Below are 15,291 nucleotides of genomic sequence, written 5' to 3' on the forward strand. Positions count from 1 at the left end.
AAAAGGTCGCTTATGAGCGACCTTTTTTGTATCTGTTGAACGACAGTCAACCAATCAGCCAATTACTTATTGGCAAAGAAGTGTGTCTCTAGGTAGTTGTTCAACGGCATGAATGCAGGGTTCGCCCAAGAGACAAATACAGAGGCCGGGTCACTATCTAAATTACCAGAACCGATCTCGCCAGCGATTTTGAACTTAGTGCCTTTTGAACCGATCAGTTCACCGCCACCTTCACTCAGCTTTGGAGATACTTTGTACTCGTAAATCAAACCAAGCAGTGAACCTGGGTTCAGGTTTACATTGGTATCTTCATGTATAGGGTCAATCTTACCATTGGAAATGTCATTTCCGTCATCATCGGTTGTTTTACCACCCTCAGTACACGGGATTGGTGTCCCCAGTGCTCGCTGAGCTGTCAGTTGGCCATTTCCGTAGTTACATTCGTTAAAGTGCAGCGATTCCATACCAGCGACAGTTGCCAGACCATCTTGAACAGTAAGTACCACTCTGAATGTGTCGTATGCGTCACTCAAGTCAGAACCTAACAGGTTGTTTTGGTTATCATCAACGTAGTAATCGAAAAGCTGCATCAGCTTTTGGTATGTCGTCGACTTTTTTGTCTCATCTTTTCCGCCAAGAGCGGTATACACCAACTCAACACCATCTACGATTTGTTTCGCTTGGCTCAGTGCAATAACAAACTGGTCAGCAGCTGTAGATCCATCAGGTTCTGTCTCCATGACCCCAATGATCAGGCTTTTCTTGTTCAACTGCTTTTGAACGTCTTCACTTGCCCATGTCGTGAAGTTCTTTACTTGGCTTATTACACGCTGGTGCTGTTCATCCGTTACGGTTGAATTCGCTTTTAATACGTAAATGCCTTTCTCGAAGCTACAGTTTGGTACATCTGCTGCTGTTGAGCAGTTATCTACAGATGAATAAACGGTGACTAGTGACTTCGGTTTCGCTGATGATGTAGAAGTCGAAGAGTTGCCGCTAGATGAGCCATTACAACCCGCCACGGCCAGGGTAAGTAATGCTAAAAAGATAGGTTTCATAATATTCACTAATTTAATCAAATGGGTGTTAAGTGATTTGTTTTTATTATTTGTCGCAACGGTATCATTTAGTGAAATGAAGAAATGTAAGTCAGAGTAAGCCTATGTAAGGAGTGGGTTCGCGCACTTCTATTCATCGCTATCGGTGAAATTGTAAGGGTAGATGCGCGTATACGAGATGCGAGATACGAAGAGCGGAAAGGGCAGGTGCGCGTAAACGAGGTGCGAGATACGAAAAACAAAAAAAGCAGAGCTGGATAACCTAGCTCTGCTTTCGCTTTTCTGCTCTTAAGCTTTTCGCATCTCGATTACTCGAATCCCGAATCTGCTCTTAACTCTTAAATCATAAAGATGAAGATAACAGATAGCGCGCTGATGAGGCCTGCAAAGAAGTAGCAGCCCACTTTGCCAGCAACGCCGACGTGGAATTTCAGGTCGTGCATGCCGTGGTGAAGACGGTGCATAGCGTGCCACATTGGTAGTGCTAGCGTACCGATGATGAATAGTGCCCCGATAATGCTGGTGGCAAATTCAGAGACACGCTCGTAGCTCATTGCTTCTGCATCGATGATGCCCATTGGCACTAAGATACCTAACACTAGAATCGTGATTGGCGTGATCATCGCAAACCAAGTACCGCCAGCGCCGAATAGACCCCACCAGATTGGCTCATCAGAGCGTTGAGGGTTGTGGTTCACAGGCTTAACTTTGTAGTTTGTGTTCATAACGAAAGCTCCTTACACCACAACAAGAACGATTAAAGAAATAAAAGCTACCGCTGCCCACTGAGTCAGTACGATGATTCTTTTATCAACCAATTTACCTTTCAGGCGGATTGGCATCACTTGAGGCATCATGCTGAAGAAGGTTTGAGCGTGCATTAAGCTGCCTAACAGAGCCACGATATTAATACCGACAATGATAGGGTTAGCCATAAAGCTCAACCAACTAGCCCATGCCTCAGGGCCTTTCACTAGTGCACCCAAACCAAAGGTTAGGAATACAGTGAACAGAATCAAAGGCAGTACGGTTGCTTCACGTAGCATGTAGAAGCGGTAGAACGGATGGTTGCTCCACCACGTTCTCTTCATCTCACGAACATAAGGCTTACGATTGCTCATCTTATGCCTCCTCTGCAGTTTTGAGTTGAGAGCCGTCAGGTTTGAACATCGAGATAACGAAGTCCATTGAAGACTCAACTTTACCTTGGTTAACCGCCGCTGCTGGGTCTACTTTCTTTGGACATACTTCTGAACAGTAACCAACAAACGTACAGCCCCAAGCGCCGTTTTCACCGTTGATAAGCTTCATGCGCTCATCTTTACCGTTGTCACGGCTATCTAGGTTGTAACGGTGAGCAAGAGTCAGTGCCGCAGGGCCAATGAACTCTGGGTTTAGACCGAATTGAGGACACGCTGCATAGCAAAGCCCACAGTTGATACAACCAGCGAACTGTTTGTATTTCGCCATTTGCTCTGGTGTTTGTAGGTTAGTACCGTCTTCCGGCTTACGGTCGTTACCAATGATGTAAGGCTTGATAGCTTCAAGGCGCTCGATGAACGGCGTCATGTCGACAATCAAATCTTTTTCGATTGGGAAGTTAGCTAATGGCTCGATAGTCAGGCCGTTCGGGTAGTCACGTAAGAAGCTCTTACACGCTAGCTTAGGCACGCCATCAACCATGATGCCGCAAGAACCACAGATCGCCATACGACAAGACCAACGGTATGAAAGGTCTTTGTCTTGGTGGTCTTTGATGTAGCCAATCGCGTCGAGTACCGACATGGTTTCATCGAATGGGACTTCGAAAGTCTGCATGTAAGGTTCTGCATCTTTCTCTGGGTCGTAGCGCAGAATGTCTACTTTTTGGATACGATTCGCTGACATTACGCTTTCTCCTCTTCACGGTTCTCATCTTGAGCGACATTCGCTGCTGCAGCTTTTTCAGCGGCCGCGGCTTTCTCTGCTGCTTCACCGTACAGACGTGCTTTTGGCTGGGACTTGGTGATCTTAACGTCGCTGTAATCGATGGTTGGTGCTGCATCTTCATTGAAGAAAGATAGAGAGTGTTTTAGGAAGTTCACGTCATCACGCTCTGTGCAGTTGTCGTCTAGACGTTGGTGTGCACCGCGAGACTCTTTACGCAGGATTGCTGAGTGAACCATCGCTTCTGCGACTTCTAGGCCGTAGCCCACTTCGATAGCGTAAAGTAGGTCAGTGTTGAACACCTTGCCTTTGTCTTTGATGCTGATCTTCTTGTAGCGCGCTTTCAGTTCAGTGATCTTGTTGATGGTCTCTTGCATCAAGTCTTCTTGACGGTAGATACCACAACCCGCTTCCATGGTGTGACCCATTTCGGTACGGATATCAGCCCAGTTTTCGTCACCTTCTTGGTTCATCAGCGTTGCGATGCGATCTTCAACCGCTTTTACTTGCTTAGCGATCGACTCTTCATTCCAGCCTTTGAACTCTGCTGCGCGTTTCACAGCGTGTTCACCGGCAACGCGGCCAAATACTACGAACTCAGCCAGAGAGTTAGAACCTAGGCGGTTTGCACCGTGTAGGCCAACCGACGCACATTCGCCCACCGCGAATAGGCCTTTGATGCGAGTTTCACAAGTACCGTTAGTTTCGATACCACCCATGGTGTAGTGAACGGTAGGACGAATTGGGATTGGCTCTTTTGCTGGGTCAACGTTCACGTACGCTTTTGCTAGCTCACAGATGAACGGTAGACGCTCTTGCAGATACTCTTCACCAAGGTGGCGAAGGTCAAGGTGTACTACATCGCCAAGAGGGTGCTTGATGGTGTTGCCTTTCTGCTGCTCGTGCCAGAATGCTTGAGAAACTTTGTCACGAGGACCCAGTTCCATGTATTTGTTTTTCGGCTCGCCCACTGGTGTTTCAGGGCCCATGCCGTAATCTTGTAGGTAACGGTAGCCGTTTTTGTTGACGATGATACCGCCTTCACCACGACAACCTTCGGTCATCAAGATGCCCGTGCCCGGTAGGCCGGTTGGGTGGTATTGAACGAACTCCATGTCACGCAGTGGCACACCGTGGCGATAAGCCATTGCCATGCCGTCGCCAGTTACGATGCCGCCGTTAGTATTACAGTGGTAAACACGACCTGCGCCACCTGTTGCTAGAACAACCGATTTTGCTTTGATGGTAACAAGCTCACCTTCAGACATATGAATCGCGATAAGGCCTTGTACTTCACCTTCTTCAACGATCAAATCCACCACAAAGTACTCATCAAATCGTTTGATTTGGTCGTACTTCATCGAAGTCTGGAACAGAGTATGAAGCATGTGGAAGCCAGTTTTATCGGCTGCGAACCACGTTCTTTCTACCTTCATACCGCCGAATCGGCGTACGTTTACTTCACCGTTTTCTTTGCGACTCCATGGGCAGCCCCATTGTTCCATTTGGATCATTTCGCGAGTCGCGTTTTCAACAAAGTATTCAACAACATCCTGTTCACATAGCCAGTCGCCACCGCCAACAGTATCGTTGAAGTGGTTGTCTAGGCTATCTTCGTCTTTAATTACCGCTGCTGAACCGCCTTCTGCTGCTACCGTGTGCGAACGCATTGGGTAAACTTTAGAAATCAGTGCTACTTCCAAATCAGGATTAGCTTCAGCTGCTGCAATAGCTGTACGAAGACCAGCGCCGCCTGCGCCGATGACTGCGATATCTGTGGTAATTGTCTTCACAGTTATTCTCCAATGTGATGCGGAGTATTCCGCTTGTTATTATAAAAAGCCTATTTAGAGCGCAGTAAACGGCATCAACCGATTATCACCTCTAAGCCTTAAGTGGTAGGTTCAGTGTAAGAGAGGAGGGTGTTTGAAAAATTGATGTATTTAGGTTTTTGCTCCGGTAATGCATATGGAGGCATAAAAATTATAGGTTATGTGACTGCAATCACGGCAATCAATTATTGATAACGATTCGTCCACAGGGCTTGTGTTAACGGCTTGTTGAGTATGATTTTTGTTATCAATGTTGGGTGGGGTTGAATATTAATAATTGTATTGTAGAACGTGATTTTATGGCTTCATCTAAACAACACGACGGTTTAATTAAAGCAAAGATAGAAGCTTACAAAAGCAGCGAAAAGTGATAATTTTCGTCGCCTAGAATACAGTGATATGGAACTTAGTAATGCACTCTTCATGGCAACCTGCCGCAACCATTAAGCAGTTAAAGCAACGTGCTGATATCCTTAGTCAAATCCGCCAGTTTTTTGCAGAGCGAGACGTGATGGAGGTCGATACGCCAGCTATGAGTCACGCTACGGCGACTGATGTGCATTTACATACCTTCAAAACCGAATTCGTTGGCCCAGGTTACGCGCAAGGCCAGCCTCTGTTCTTTATGACAAGCCCTGAATTTCATATGAAACGTTTGCTGGCAGCTGGAAGTGGCTGTATTTACCAAATTTGTAAGTCGTTTCGTAATGAAGAGAACGGCCGTTACCACAACCCTGAATTCACCATGCTGGAGTGGTACCGTGTCGGTTTTGATCATCATAACCTGATGGATGAAATGGACCTGCTATTACAGCAAATCCTAAAATCAGGCGAAGCTGAGCGCATGACTTATCAACAAGCCTTCATCGACGTGCTGGGCGTGTGCCCGCTTGAGGATTCGATGGATACCCTAAAACAAGCGGCAGCCAAGCTTGGATTAAGTGATATTGCCGATCCGGAAGAGGACCGCGATACTTTACTGCAATTGCTATTCAGCGTGGGTGTCGAAGAAAAGATTGGCCAGACAGTGCCCGCATTTGTTTATGATTTCCCAGCTTCACAGGCGGCACTAGCCAAGATTAACCCGAACGATCCGCGAGTGGCTGACCGTTTTGAGGTGTACTTCAAAGGCATTGAGCTAGCCAACGGTTTCCATGAGTTAGATAAGCCACAAGAACAGCTTAAACGCTTTGAAGATGATAATGCCAAGCGTATCGAGATGGGCTTGTCGCCTCAGCCGATTGACCATCATTTGATTGAGGCGCTAAAAGCGGGCCTACCAGACTGTGCGGGTGTTGCATTGGGTATCGATAGGCTAATCATGCTGGCTTTAGGTTACGACCATATCGACGACGTGACCGCTTTTCCATTCCCACGTTCTTAATGTTAGTTAGCTAGTAGAAGTTAGCGAGCAGATCGACTAGCTGACCAGAATACCAGTGCCGACTACAGCAACAATGGCACCGATCCAAGCATAGGCGTTTGGTCTCTGCTTGGTGTAGAACCATAGAATGGGCAGCAACATGATAGGTGTGGTTGAAGAGAGTAGAGCAATCATACCGACATTCCCTTCCTGTAGTGCATACAAGATCAGCGTCATTCCTACGGCCATCGCTAAAAAGCCATTCACTGCGGTAATCGCGAATATTTGACCATTCATCGGATTCAGTGCGCGTGAAAGCTTGGCGCCCGTTAAACGAAATGCGGAATGGGCGACAAAGGCGGTGATCATTCGAATAGCAGAAGCGGCTACTGGGTCGATGCTAGTTTGCATCACAGGTTTAGCGATGATTCCACCTAATGCTTGGCAGATGGCCGCTGTGATTCCGAGAGCGACACCAATCCAAACGGTGCCCTTGATGGCTTCAAGCTGGTTGTTTGCTTGGCCTCGACGCCCAAAGAAGATCGCAGTTAATACACCACTAAACACCAATGCCGAGCCAATAAGCTCGCTAGAGGTCATGCTTTCGCTAAACAGGAAGTAACCGAGAATAGCAGAGAATACGGCGTGACAAGAGAACAGCAAGCCAGCTTGACGTGGGCCCATTCGGTTTAAACAAGCAAATAAGGCGGTATCACCAATGAAGATACCAATTAGACCAGACAGCATCATCGGCGTGACTAGGTCTGTTTCGACAGTTGACCAGCCACCAGTAAACCAAGCCATGCTTGATAAGATGACCGCAGTACAACCCATGCGCCAGCGGCTATAGGCAAAAGAACCTAAGTGTTGAGCAGGCTTTACGGACATTAGGCTTGCGATAGCCCAAAGAAAAGCAGCGGCGAGAGCCAACCATTCGAACCCCATCGATTAACAGTCCTTGTGTCTGGGATAAATTAGCTCATCAATATGCATCAAACCGAACTGAGAACAAAGCGATTCTTAATAAATGCACCGCTTTGCCCTTCAGTGATAGGTTTGCTCCAGTTATCCATTTCGCTTGCTTGAGTCGCGAGGCTTTATACCTTAAAGCGCTCCACATCTCGACGCATCGACTCTGCTGCGCTACTCATCTCATTTGAGCTATTTCGGCTGCTTTCAGCTTGTTGAGCTAGATCGTCAGAGGCATCTTTGATCCCTTGTGTATTGCGGCTGATGTCTTCGCTTACTGCTCGTTGCTCTTCGGCTGCGCTGGCTATCTGTAGTGCCATATCGTTGATTTCACTGATGGCTTGCGTGATTTTAGACAAGCTGTCGTGCGCTTGTTCTGCAAAGCCAACACTGTTTTCTGCCAGTTGAGTGCTGGTGGTCATGCTATCAACCGCATGTTCAGTGTTCTTTTGTAGGGTATCAATCATTACACGGATTTCTTCCGTTGAGCCATGTGTTCTTTGACTTAGCACTCGAACTTCATCGGCGACAACCGCAAACCCACGGCCTTGCTCTCCAGCACGTGCCGCTTCAATGGCAGCATTCAATGCCAAGAGGTTGGTTTGCTCTGCAATGCCTTGAATGGTGGATAAGATCTGGTTGATGCTTTGCGCGTTGTTTTCCAGCTCTCGGATTACATTGGCCGCGTCTTCCACTTGGATCGCAAGGCGAGTGATGGCATCGCGGTTTTGTTGAATTACTTCTTGGCCGTCATTACAAGCGGTTGCAGAGGCTTGAGAAGCGGATGCGGTCAATTCTGCATGGCTTGCCACTTCGGCGGCAGTTGCTGACATCTCATGAATTGCAGTCGCAATCTGGTTGATATCGTTTTGTTGATTCTCTACTCGAATTGAGGATTGCGTTGCCAGTTGATTGGCTTTTTCAGCGTGGTTGTTTAAATCGTGGCTATGCTCAACGACGCCTTTCAGCATGCTCTGCATTTGACTTAAGAATTGGTTCACTAGCTCAGCAAGCTTACCTATCTCATCCATGCGGGTGATATCGATTCGTTGAGTAAGATCACCTCGACCTTGAGCAAGTTGGGTTAGTGCTTCTGACAAGGTTTGTAGTGGGTAAAGCAGTCGGTTGATGACCATGGTGCTAGCGATTGAAATCACGATGTACAGAACAAGTGAGGTTAGTGCGATGAATTGAATCGCATCAGTGACTGCCGAGAACGCTAGCTCTTTATCGATAATAATACCCAGAGACCAATCGGTATTCGGCACGTTAGCAATGTAAACCAACTTATCTCTCTGACCAGGCCAAGCTAATGTGGTGATGGTTTGGTTCTGAATCAGTTGTGACACTCGGTTTGCGGTCAACTCTGGGTTTAAGCTTGTGAGTGGTTTTTGACTTAATGCTTCATCGCTGTACGCAACGATATTGTTGTTACCATCTACTAAGAGGGCGAAGCCATCGTTATCCAGTTTTACGTTAAGAACCGTATCGATAATGCTCGTCACGGTTAAGTCCGCAGCCAGTACGCCCTGCTTTTGGCCGCTAAAGGCTTTCGCAAAGCTGATGACGATACTGCCATCGAAATCTTGATACGGTTCAGTAATGATCAGATCGGATGCGGCGTTGGCATCCTTGTACCAAGGGCGGGTACGAGGGTCGTAGTCTGCTGGCCAACTTTCCGTTTTATCACCATAAGCGATCGTACCGTCACTAAAACCCGCATAAACCGATAGGAATTGTCCGGCTTGTTTGGTGATCAATAACTCACGGTCTGAATTACTGTTGCTTGAAATGGTTGGCTCATTGGCCAGCATCATGTCACTGCGAGTCGAAAGCCAATCGGCAATGTAGTTGGTTGTTCCTACACTTACATTCTTCATTTCTTGGTTGATCGCGACTTCAGTCTCTTGGGTGAGCTGGGTAACCGATATCCAGGCTTGGGTGCCACTCACGACAGCGATAATGATCGCAATGGCGACCTGAATTTTAAATTTAATAGTATGTCTCAAGGTCCATTCCTCTCTGATCAGACAAAACTAGGGCGTGTTGACCTTGCGTGATTAAATTTTGTTCGAGATAAAAGCGTTTTAATCGCGGCGAGGGAGAAGTAGCCTAGCACCCTAAGCAAATCTCCCTCAACAACGAGTAAAACGCTTTTAGCCGAACCCTCCGGGCAGCGTTTGCTGGTCATTTCTACTGTGTTATCGGCTTCTCATGTAGGCTAGCTACACATCAAAGCCTCTGCCTTGTAGAAACACCCAGCAATTCGCTGCAAAAATCAGCTCGAAAGGTCAATACGCCCTAATGACGTTGACGTACTTAATAATGAATTGATGTGTCTTTAATAAGCGTATAGTGCCGTTGTCTTAGGCAGAATGAATGTGTTTAAAATCATAAATTATAAATATATTTACTCTGCTTTTTGCAAAACAGTGAAGTAAAGTCACAGTTACTTATTGATTTAAAAATCAACTGCTTGTTTTCATGATACAGAGCGAATAGGCGCTAAATTTACATTTAGCGCCTTAGTCCGTAATAGAAGTGATCGTTGAACGTTTACTAGGTGATGATAAACAGGGCGAGGTAGACCAAGAGCAAGCCGACAATACCCAGGATGATCCCCATTTTCGCCATGTCTTTGCTTTCGATAAGCCCGGTTGAGTAAGCCAGTGAATTAGGTGGCGTTGATACGGGAAGAATCATGCCGAGTGATGCAGAGAAGGCGACCACAACCAGCAAGCCTTGTAAGCCACCAATTGTTGCTAAGCTCTCCATAGAAGCGCCAATTGCCGCGGCTATTGGCATCAGCAAGTTGGCCGTCGCGGTGTTCGACATGAAGTTCGCCATTAACCAACACACGATAGATAGCGTGATGACTACAGCTGCAGGGGACAGCGACTCATAGTCAATCGCATGTGCCAATGCAGACGCTAAGCCTGTTTTATCTAAGCCGATACCAATCGCAATACCACCGGCGACTAGCCACAACACATCCCAGTTGATCAGTTTCAGCTCTTCTTTGCCCATGATGCCCGTCAAGGTGAAGACCGCCAGTGGAATGATAGAGACTACATAGGTGTTCATGCCATGCAGCTTGGTGGTCATCCACAACAAGATGGTGGCGGCAAAGGTGACGTAAACCACAATCGCTCGCCAGCTCTTTCTGAATTGTCCCTCGAGTTTAAGCACCATATTTTTCTGCGTGGAAGGGAAGATTTTCTGAAGAAGGAACCAAGCAATGGTGAGCTGGATGATCACAAAGGGTAAGCCCATCATCATCCAACTGAGAAAATCTATGGTGTTTTCACCAGTTAGGTATTGCAGTGCGATGGCATTGGGAGGCGTACCGATTGGTGTTGCGATACCACCAGTATTAGCGGCAATCGGAATACACAATACGAGTGCTTTGATCCCCATATCGCCTTTGGGTGCCGAAGCTACAATAGGACCGAGCAGAGCTAACATCATGACCGTGGTTGCGGTATTTGACATAAACATTGAGAACACGGCGGTGATCAGCATTAAGCCAAGCATGATGAAGCGCGGTTCTGTACCGAATGGCTTCAGTAGCACTCGAGCTAGGTTGTTATCGAGTTCGTACTTAGATGCCGAGATTGCGAGCGCAAAGCCACCCATGAATAGAATGATGATTGGTGATGAAAATGCACCGAATATGTCGGTATATTTAATCAACTCACCGAGATCGTGTCCCGCTGGTGGGTTTTTAAATAAGTGCAGACCTTTGTCGGAAATCATCACCAGTTCAAGTGCAATGATCAATATCGAGGTGGCGAAAACTGGAACGGGTTCAAGTACCCAAAGCAGGGCAGCAAGTAGAAATATCGCTAGCAGGCGGTGTTGAATCAGCGTCAGGTCATCGATAGGTATTGAATCTATTGGCATGAATAACACGCCCAAGGGAATCGCAAAACAAATCAACAGCTTGACCAGAACGCCAACATTGAGTTTAGGCATGTACAAAGACCCTATGAATAAAATATCTTCAAATAGAGTAAGTTATCTGGATTCTTGGTACTTGGAGACGGGTTGGAAAATCAAAAAGTTGTTTAAGGTTTCGGCAACTGTTTTGTTTTTGGTCAATCTTTTATAGCGCTGATTTATGCATTGCTCTTTTAGGTCAGGGCTTAGGGGGATTGGAAGGTTAGAGAGCTGGTTAATAAAAAGGCGCGTTATTCATTCAAATAACGCGCCTTGGAAGCTACATGAGTTCGCTCAAATTATTACGCTTGGTCTGTGTTCTCGACTGAATCAACAGCTTCAGTCTCAACTTGTTTACCAGCGATGTGCGCGTAAGGCGTACCAAGAACTGTTTTTTCGCCATTTTGCATCGTGTCGTCGAACTTGATCGCATCTTTCGCAAATAGGTTGATCACGGTAGAGCCAAGTTTAAAGCGACCCATTTCTTCGCCTTTCTTCAAGATGATTGCTTTATCACCTTGTGCTGGGTAATCCCACTTGTAAACCGAGTTGCCACGAGGTGGAGTAATCGTGCCAGCCCATACTTGCTCGATGCTACCTACGATAGTTGCGCCAACCAGCACTTGTGCCATTGGGCCAAATTCCGTATCGAAGATACACACTACGCGCTCGTTACGTGCGAACAGGTTTGGAACGTTCTCTGCCGTTAGCGGGTTTACAGAGAAAAGATCACCTGGAACGTAGATCATCTGACGCAGTGTACCGTCACATGGCATGTGTACGCGGTGGTAATCGCTTGGAGATAGGTAAAGCGTTGCGAATTCACCGTCTTTAAACTCTTCAGCAAGACCAGCATCACCACCTAGCAGTTCACGTGCAGAGTAGTCGTGGCCTTTCGCTTGAATCAGTTGACCGTCAGTGATTGGGCCAAATTGGCTTACGCGAGCGTCGGCTGGGTGAACGATAACAGAGTCACCTTCAGCGATAGGGCGCATGCCCTCTTTCAATTCACGTACGAAGAATTCATTGAATGTTTTAAAGTGTTTTGGATCGCTATGTAGCGCTTCATCCATGTTTACTTTGTATTGTTTGATGAACCAATTGATGATCGCTGTCGTTAAGCCGCCCGCTTTAGCAGACGCCAGTTTGCCGACTAGACGAGTTAGTCCATGTTGTGGAATCCAGTACTGCAATCCAACTTTAATCTTATCCATTGTATTAATTTTCCAATGCTATGTGTTTTTCAATTCAATCTGTCGATGACGCTTTAGGGCGCGAGATGTTACTTAAATTCGCGCCAATTGTCAGTAACTGCACATATTTGTTCACAAAAACGCGATTAAAGGTCCGCTTTTTTGTTTCGTGAATACTGACGGTTGTCTTTGTTGTTGACCATGCTCTCAATGATGCGGTGGTAGTTGTCGAAGCGTAGTCGACTGATTTTCCCATCTTCAACGGCTTCACGCAGGATGCAGCCTGGATCATCATTGTGCTTACAATCGCGGAACTTACAGCCGCCAAGGTAAGGCTTGAACTCAACGAAAGCTTCAGTGATTTCATCGGCTTCTAAGTGCCATAGGCCAAATTCACGAACTCCAGGAGAATCGATTAGGTCGCCACCTGAAGGGAAGTGGTACAAGCGAGCTGCAGTGGTGGTGTGCTGACCAAGACCTGAGTTTTCAGAAACTTCACCTTCTTCGATGTCTAGTGTCGGCATTAGTGCATTCACTAGGCTGGATTTACCTACGCCAGATTGGCCAACAAAGATGTTGATACGGCCTTTGAGTTCAGCCTCGAGCTCTTTGATACCGTAGCCAGACTCTTTACTCACGAACATCACTTTGTAGCCGATCTCTTCGTAAATCTTTAGTGTCTCTTGGTACTCAGCAATTTGCTCTTCAGTCAGTAAGTCGACCTTGTTGAGTACAACAAGCGGTGCGATTTTTACTGTTTCTGAAGCAATTAAGTAACGGTCGATAATATTAAGTGATAGCTCTGGAAGTACAGCAGACACGATAACCATCTGGTCTACGTTAGCCGCAACAGGTTTTAAGCCGTCGTAATAATCAGGGCGAGTCAGCATTGAGGTTCTTGGTTCAACGGCTTCCACAACACCTGAAATACCAGCCATCGATTCTAAGCCTGCACGCCAAGTCACTCGGTCACCAGAAACTAAAGTCTCGATACTACGGCGTAAGTTACAACGATGAACTTCGTTTGTTTCAAGATCTTCGATATCAGCATGTTGACCAAAACGCGTAATCACGAGTCCGCTTTTAGTGCTACCAAGCATGTTCTCATCCCATTGGATTGAGTCTTCTTTCTTGAGTCGCTTGTTCTGGTTGCTACGTACGCGACGCACCTGACCTTTAGTTAACTTCTTTTTCTTAGCCACAATTTTTCACTTAACACATCTAACTTGATGATTGGGAACTCAAACTACTGTTGCTGGTGCCATTTGATTTCGATGGCCCTAAAGCTAGTTTGAGTATAGTTATTTGGGTATAGTACCTCTTTTAAACATAAACAAATAGGCGACGCCTTATGTCCTTTAGCGATCAGAACCTAATTTGGGTAGATCTAGAGATGACGGGACTAGATCCTGAAACTCATAAAATCATTGAAATTGCGACTATCGTGACTGATAGTGAGCTTAACATCCTTGCTGAAGGACCTGTTTTGGCTATTCACCAACCTCAGAGTGAATTAGACAAAATGGACGAATGGTGCACAACGACGCACACTGGCAGTGGCCTGGTGAAGCGAATTCAAGAAAGCACCATCACTGAGCAAGATGCTATCGAACAGACGATCGCATTCCTTGAAAAGTGGGTACCAAAAGGTAAATCGCCGATTTGTGGTAACAGCATTGGCCAAGACCGCCGTTTCTTATACAAACACATGCCTGAATTAGAAGAGTACTTCCACTACCGCTATGTAGATGTTAGTACGCTTAAAGAGCTAGCTCGTCGTTGGAAACCAGAAGTATTAGATGGTTTTTCTAAGTCAGGAAGCCACTTAGCATTGGACGATATTCGTGAGTCAATTGCAGAGCTGCAGTACTACCGAAAAACAATTATTAACATCTAGCCAGATAAACTGATCACGTTTGTCTAACTTTTCAGGGACATAAGAGCTAATTTTTTTGCAAATCTGTGTGCTTTTACAGCAGTTGAATAAAAAGTTTCGTAATTTTGCATTAAGGACTTGCATCACAAAAAAATGCTCTTATAATTCGCAGCCCTGAACGGCGAAAGACGTTTTCAGAATGCGACACTAGCTCAGCTGGTAGAGCGCAACCTTGCCAAGGTTGAGGTCACGAGTTCGAACCTCGTGTGTCGCTCCAATTTGTAGATTAACGCGAAAGCGGTAATCTAAAGGTGAAAGACCTTTCCGTGATGCGACACTAGCTCAGCTGGTAGAGCGCAACCTTGCCAAGGTTGAGGTCACGAGTTCGAACCTCGTGTGTCGCTCCAATTTGTAGATTAACGTGAAAACGGTAATCGGAAGGTGAAAGACCTTTCCATGATGCGACACTAGCTCAGCTGGTAGAGCGCAACCTTGCCAAGGTTGAGGTCACGAGTTCGAACCTCGTGTGTCGCTCCAATTTGAAGACTCATCAACTTAATTGATGCATCCGGACGCGGGATGGAGCAGCTTGGTAGCTCGTCGGGCTCATAACCCGAAGGTCGTCGGTTCAAATCCGGCTCCCGCAACCACATTACAGTTAAGCGCTATCTATTGCCAAAAGCAGGAAGAGCAGCGATTAACTTATGCGACACTAGCTCAGCTGGTAGAGCGCAACCTTGCCAAGGTTGAGGTCACGAGTTCGAACCTCGTGTGTCGCTCCATTTTGAAAGTGGAACATGAAGAGCATTCTGGCAGAGTGCAATCCTTGCCAAGGTTGAGGTCACGCCTAAGCCTTGAAGATCGGGAACCTCGTGTGTCGCTCCAATTTGATAGATTCATTGACTTAAACAATGCATCCGGACGCGGGATGGAGCAGCTTGGTAGCTCGTCGGGCTCATAACCCGAAGGTCGTCGGTTCAAATCCGGCTCCCGCAACCACATTACAGTTAAACGCATTAGCGGTTAACTTATGCGACACTAGCTCAGCTGGTAGAGCGCAACCTTGCCAAGGTTGAGGTNCACGAGTTCGAACCTCGTGTGTCGCTCCAATTTGAAGACTCATCAACTTAATTGA

The 15,291-nt window shown here is 46.5% G+C and carries 12 protein-coding genes and 7 tRNA genes; 9 read left to right on the top strand and 10 right to left on the bottom strand.

The features are described from left to right. Positions 1-62: 62 nt before the first annotated feature. The 5 genes from L1D55_RS11520 to frdA form a co-directional block, all read right to left on the bottom strand. On the bottom strand, positions 63-1,058 hold the full coding sequence (locus L1D55_RS11520) for a histidine ammonia-lyase (RefSeq protein WP_239917523.1): 996 nt from the start codon (positions 1,056-1,058) through the stop codon (positions 63-65). 338 nt (positions 1,059-1,396) lie between these two features. Continuing rightward, a complete protein-coding gene (frdD, locus tag L1D55_RS11525) occupies positions 1,397-1,783 on the bottom strand; it encodes a fumarate reductase subunit FrdD (protein WP_004741337.1) in 387 nt (128 codons plus the stop codon). 12 nt (positions 1,784-1,795) lie between these two features. Further along, complete coding sequence (gene frdC, locus L1D55_RS11530; protein WP_128162225.1) at positions 1,796-2,179, bottom strand: fumarate reductase subunit FrdC; 384 nt, start codon at positions 2,177-2,179, stop codon at positions 1,796-1,798. Between the two features lies 1 nt (position 2,180). Next, entirely contained in the window at positions 2,181-2,945 is a 765-nt protein-coding gene (locus tag L1D55_RS11535; protein ID WP_239917524.1) for a succinate dehydrogenase/fumarate reductase iron-sulfur subunit, read from the bottom strand. Beyond that, entirely contained in the window at positions 2,945-4,777 is a 1,833-nt protein-coding gene (gene frdA / locus L1D55_RS11540; protein ID WP_239917525.1) for a fumarate reductase (quinol) flavoprotein subunit, read from the bottom strand. The genes L1D55_RS11535 and frdA overlap by 1 nt, the downstream gene beginning before the upstream one ends. Before the next feature lie 451 nt (positions 4,778-5,228). On the opposite strand from frdA, the gene epmA reads away from it, so the two are divergent. Then, a complete protein-coding gene (gene epmA / locus L1D55_RS11545; RefSeq protein WP_239917526.1) occupies positions 5,229-6,200 on the top strand; it encodes an elongation factor P--(R)-beta-lysine ligase in 972 nt (323 codons plus the stop codon). Positions 6,201-6,236: 36 nt separating this feature from the next. Here the strand turns inward: epmA and L1D55_RS11550 are convergent, their stop codons facing one another. The 5 genes from L1D55_RS11550 to rsgA form a co-directional block, all read right to left on the bottom strand. Continuing rightward, complete coding sequence (locus L1D55_RS11550; RefSeq protein WP_239917527.1) at positions 6,237-7,124, bottom strand: DMT family transporter; 888 nt, start codon at positions 7,122-7,124, stop codon at positions 6,237-6,239. Between the two features lie 152 nt (positions 7,125-7,276). Beyond that, positions 7,277-9,157: a methyl-accepting chemotaxis protein gene (locus L1D55_RS11555; protein ID WP_239917528.1), complete on the bottom strand. Its 1,881-nt coding sequence runs from the start codon at positions 9,155-9,157 to the stop codon at positions 7,277-7,279. 550 nt (positions 9,158-9,707) lie between these two features. Continuing rightward, on the bottom strand, positions 9,708-11,123 hold the full coding sequence (locus L1D55_RS11560; RefSeq protein WP_239917529.1) for an SLC13 family permease: 1,416 nt from the start codon (positions 11,121-11,123) through the stop codon (positions 9,708-9,710). Between the two features lie 266 nt (positions 11,124-11,389). After that, positions 11,390-12,301 (bottom strand): archaetidylserine decarboxylase, encoded by a 912-nt coding sequence (asd, locus tag L1D55_RS11565; RefSeq protein WP_239917530.1) that lies wholly within the window; start codon positions 12,299-12,301, stop codon positions 11,390-11,392. A 125-nt stretch (positions 12,302-12,426) separates the two neighbouring features. Next, positions 12,427-13,482 (bottom strand): small ribosomal subunit biogenesis GTPase RsgA, encoded by a 1,056-nt coding sequence (rsgA, locus tag L1D55_RS11570; RefSeq protein ID WP_004741327.1) that lies wholly within the window; start codon positions 13,480-13,482, stop codon positions 12,427-12,429. 149 nt (positions 13,483-13,631) lie between these two features. Between rsgA and orn the strand changes: the two genes are divergently transcribed. The 8 genes from orn (at position 13,632) to L1D55_RS11610 (ending at position 15,265) form a co-directional block, all read left to right on the top strand. Continuing rightward, positions 13,632-14,177 carry an oligoribonuclease gene (gene orn / locus L1D55_RS11575; protein WP_004741326.1) on the top strand — a complete coding sequence of 182 codons (546 nt, stop codon included), beginning with the start codon at positions 13,632-13,634 and terminating at the stop codon, positions 14,175-14,177. A gap of 180 nt (positions 14,178-14,357) precedes the next feature. After that, positions 14,358-14,433: transfer RNA gene (locus L1D55_RS11580), tRNA-Gly, on the top strand. A 54-nt stretch (positions 14,434-14,487) separates the two neighbouring features. Then, positions 14,488-14,563, top strand: a tRNA-Gly gene (locus tag L1D55_RS11585). 54 nt (positions 14,564-14,617) lie between these two features. Next, positions 14,618-14,693: transfer RNA gene (locus L1D55_RS11590), tRNA-Gly, on the top strand. Between the two features lie 36 nt (positions 14,694-14,729). Continuing rightward, positions 14,730-14,806, top strand: a tRNA-Met gene (locus L1D55_RS11595). A gap of 56 nt (positions 14,807-14,862) precedes the next feature. Further along, positions 14,863-14,938 (top strand) — tRNA-Gly (locus L1D55_RS11600). Between the two features lie 140 nt (positions 14,939-15,078). After that, positions 15,079-15,155 (top strand) — tRNA-Met (locus tag L1D55_RS11605). Positions 15,156-15,188: 33 nt separating this feature from the next. Beyond that, a tRNA-Gly gene (locus L1D55_RS11610) sits at positions 15,189-15,265 on the top strand. Positions 15,266-15,291: the final 26 nt, after the last annotated feature.

Origin of the sequence: Vibrio sp. Isolate22 (genome assembly GCF_022398115.1) — a bacterium.
Lineage (GTDB): Bacteria > Pseudomonadota > Gammaproteobacteria > Enterobacterales > Vibrionaceae > Vibrio.

What these genes read in the sequence shown, in the direction of transcription:
- L1D55_RS11520 (WP_239917523.1), bottom strand. Translation starts at nt 1,058, where the DNA reads ATGAAACCTATCTTTTTAGCATTACTTACCCTGGCCGTGGCGGGTTGT.
- frdD (WP_004741337.1), bottom strand. Translation starts at nt 1,783, where the DNA reads ATGAACACAAACTACAAAGTTAAGCCTGTGAACCACAACCCTCAACGC.
- L1D55_RS11535 (WP_239917524.1), bottom strand. Translation starts at nt 2,945, where the DNA reads ATGTCAGCGAATCGTATCCAAAAAGTAGACATTCTGCGCTACGACCCA.
- frdC (WP_128162225.1), bottom strand. Translation starts at nt 2,179, where the DNA reads ATGAGCAATCGTAAGCCTTATGTTCGTGAGATGAAGAGAACGTGGTGG.
- L1D55_RS11550 (WP_239917527.1), bottom strand. Translation starts at nt 7,124, where the DNA reads ATGGGGTTCGAATGGTTGGCTCTCGCCGCTGCTTTTCTTTGGGCTATC.
- asd (WP_239917530.1), bottom strand. Translation starts at nt 12,301, where the DNA reads ATGGATAAGATTAAAGTTGGATTGCAGTACTGGATTCCACAACATGGA.
- L1D55_RS11560 (WP_239917529.1), bottom strand. Translation starts at nt 11,123, where the DNA reads ATGCCTAAACTCAATGTTGGCGTTCTGGTCAAGCTGTTGATTTGTTTT.
- orn (WP_004741326.1), top strand. Translation starts at nt 13,632, where the DNA reads ATGTCCTTTAGCGATCAGAACCTAATTTGGGTAGATCTAGAGATGACG.
- epmA (WP_239917526.1), top strand. Translation starts at nt 5,229, where the DNA reads ATGCACTCTTCATGGCAACCTGCCGCAACCATTAAGCAGTTAAAGCAA.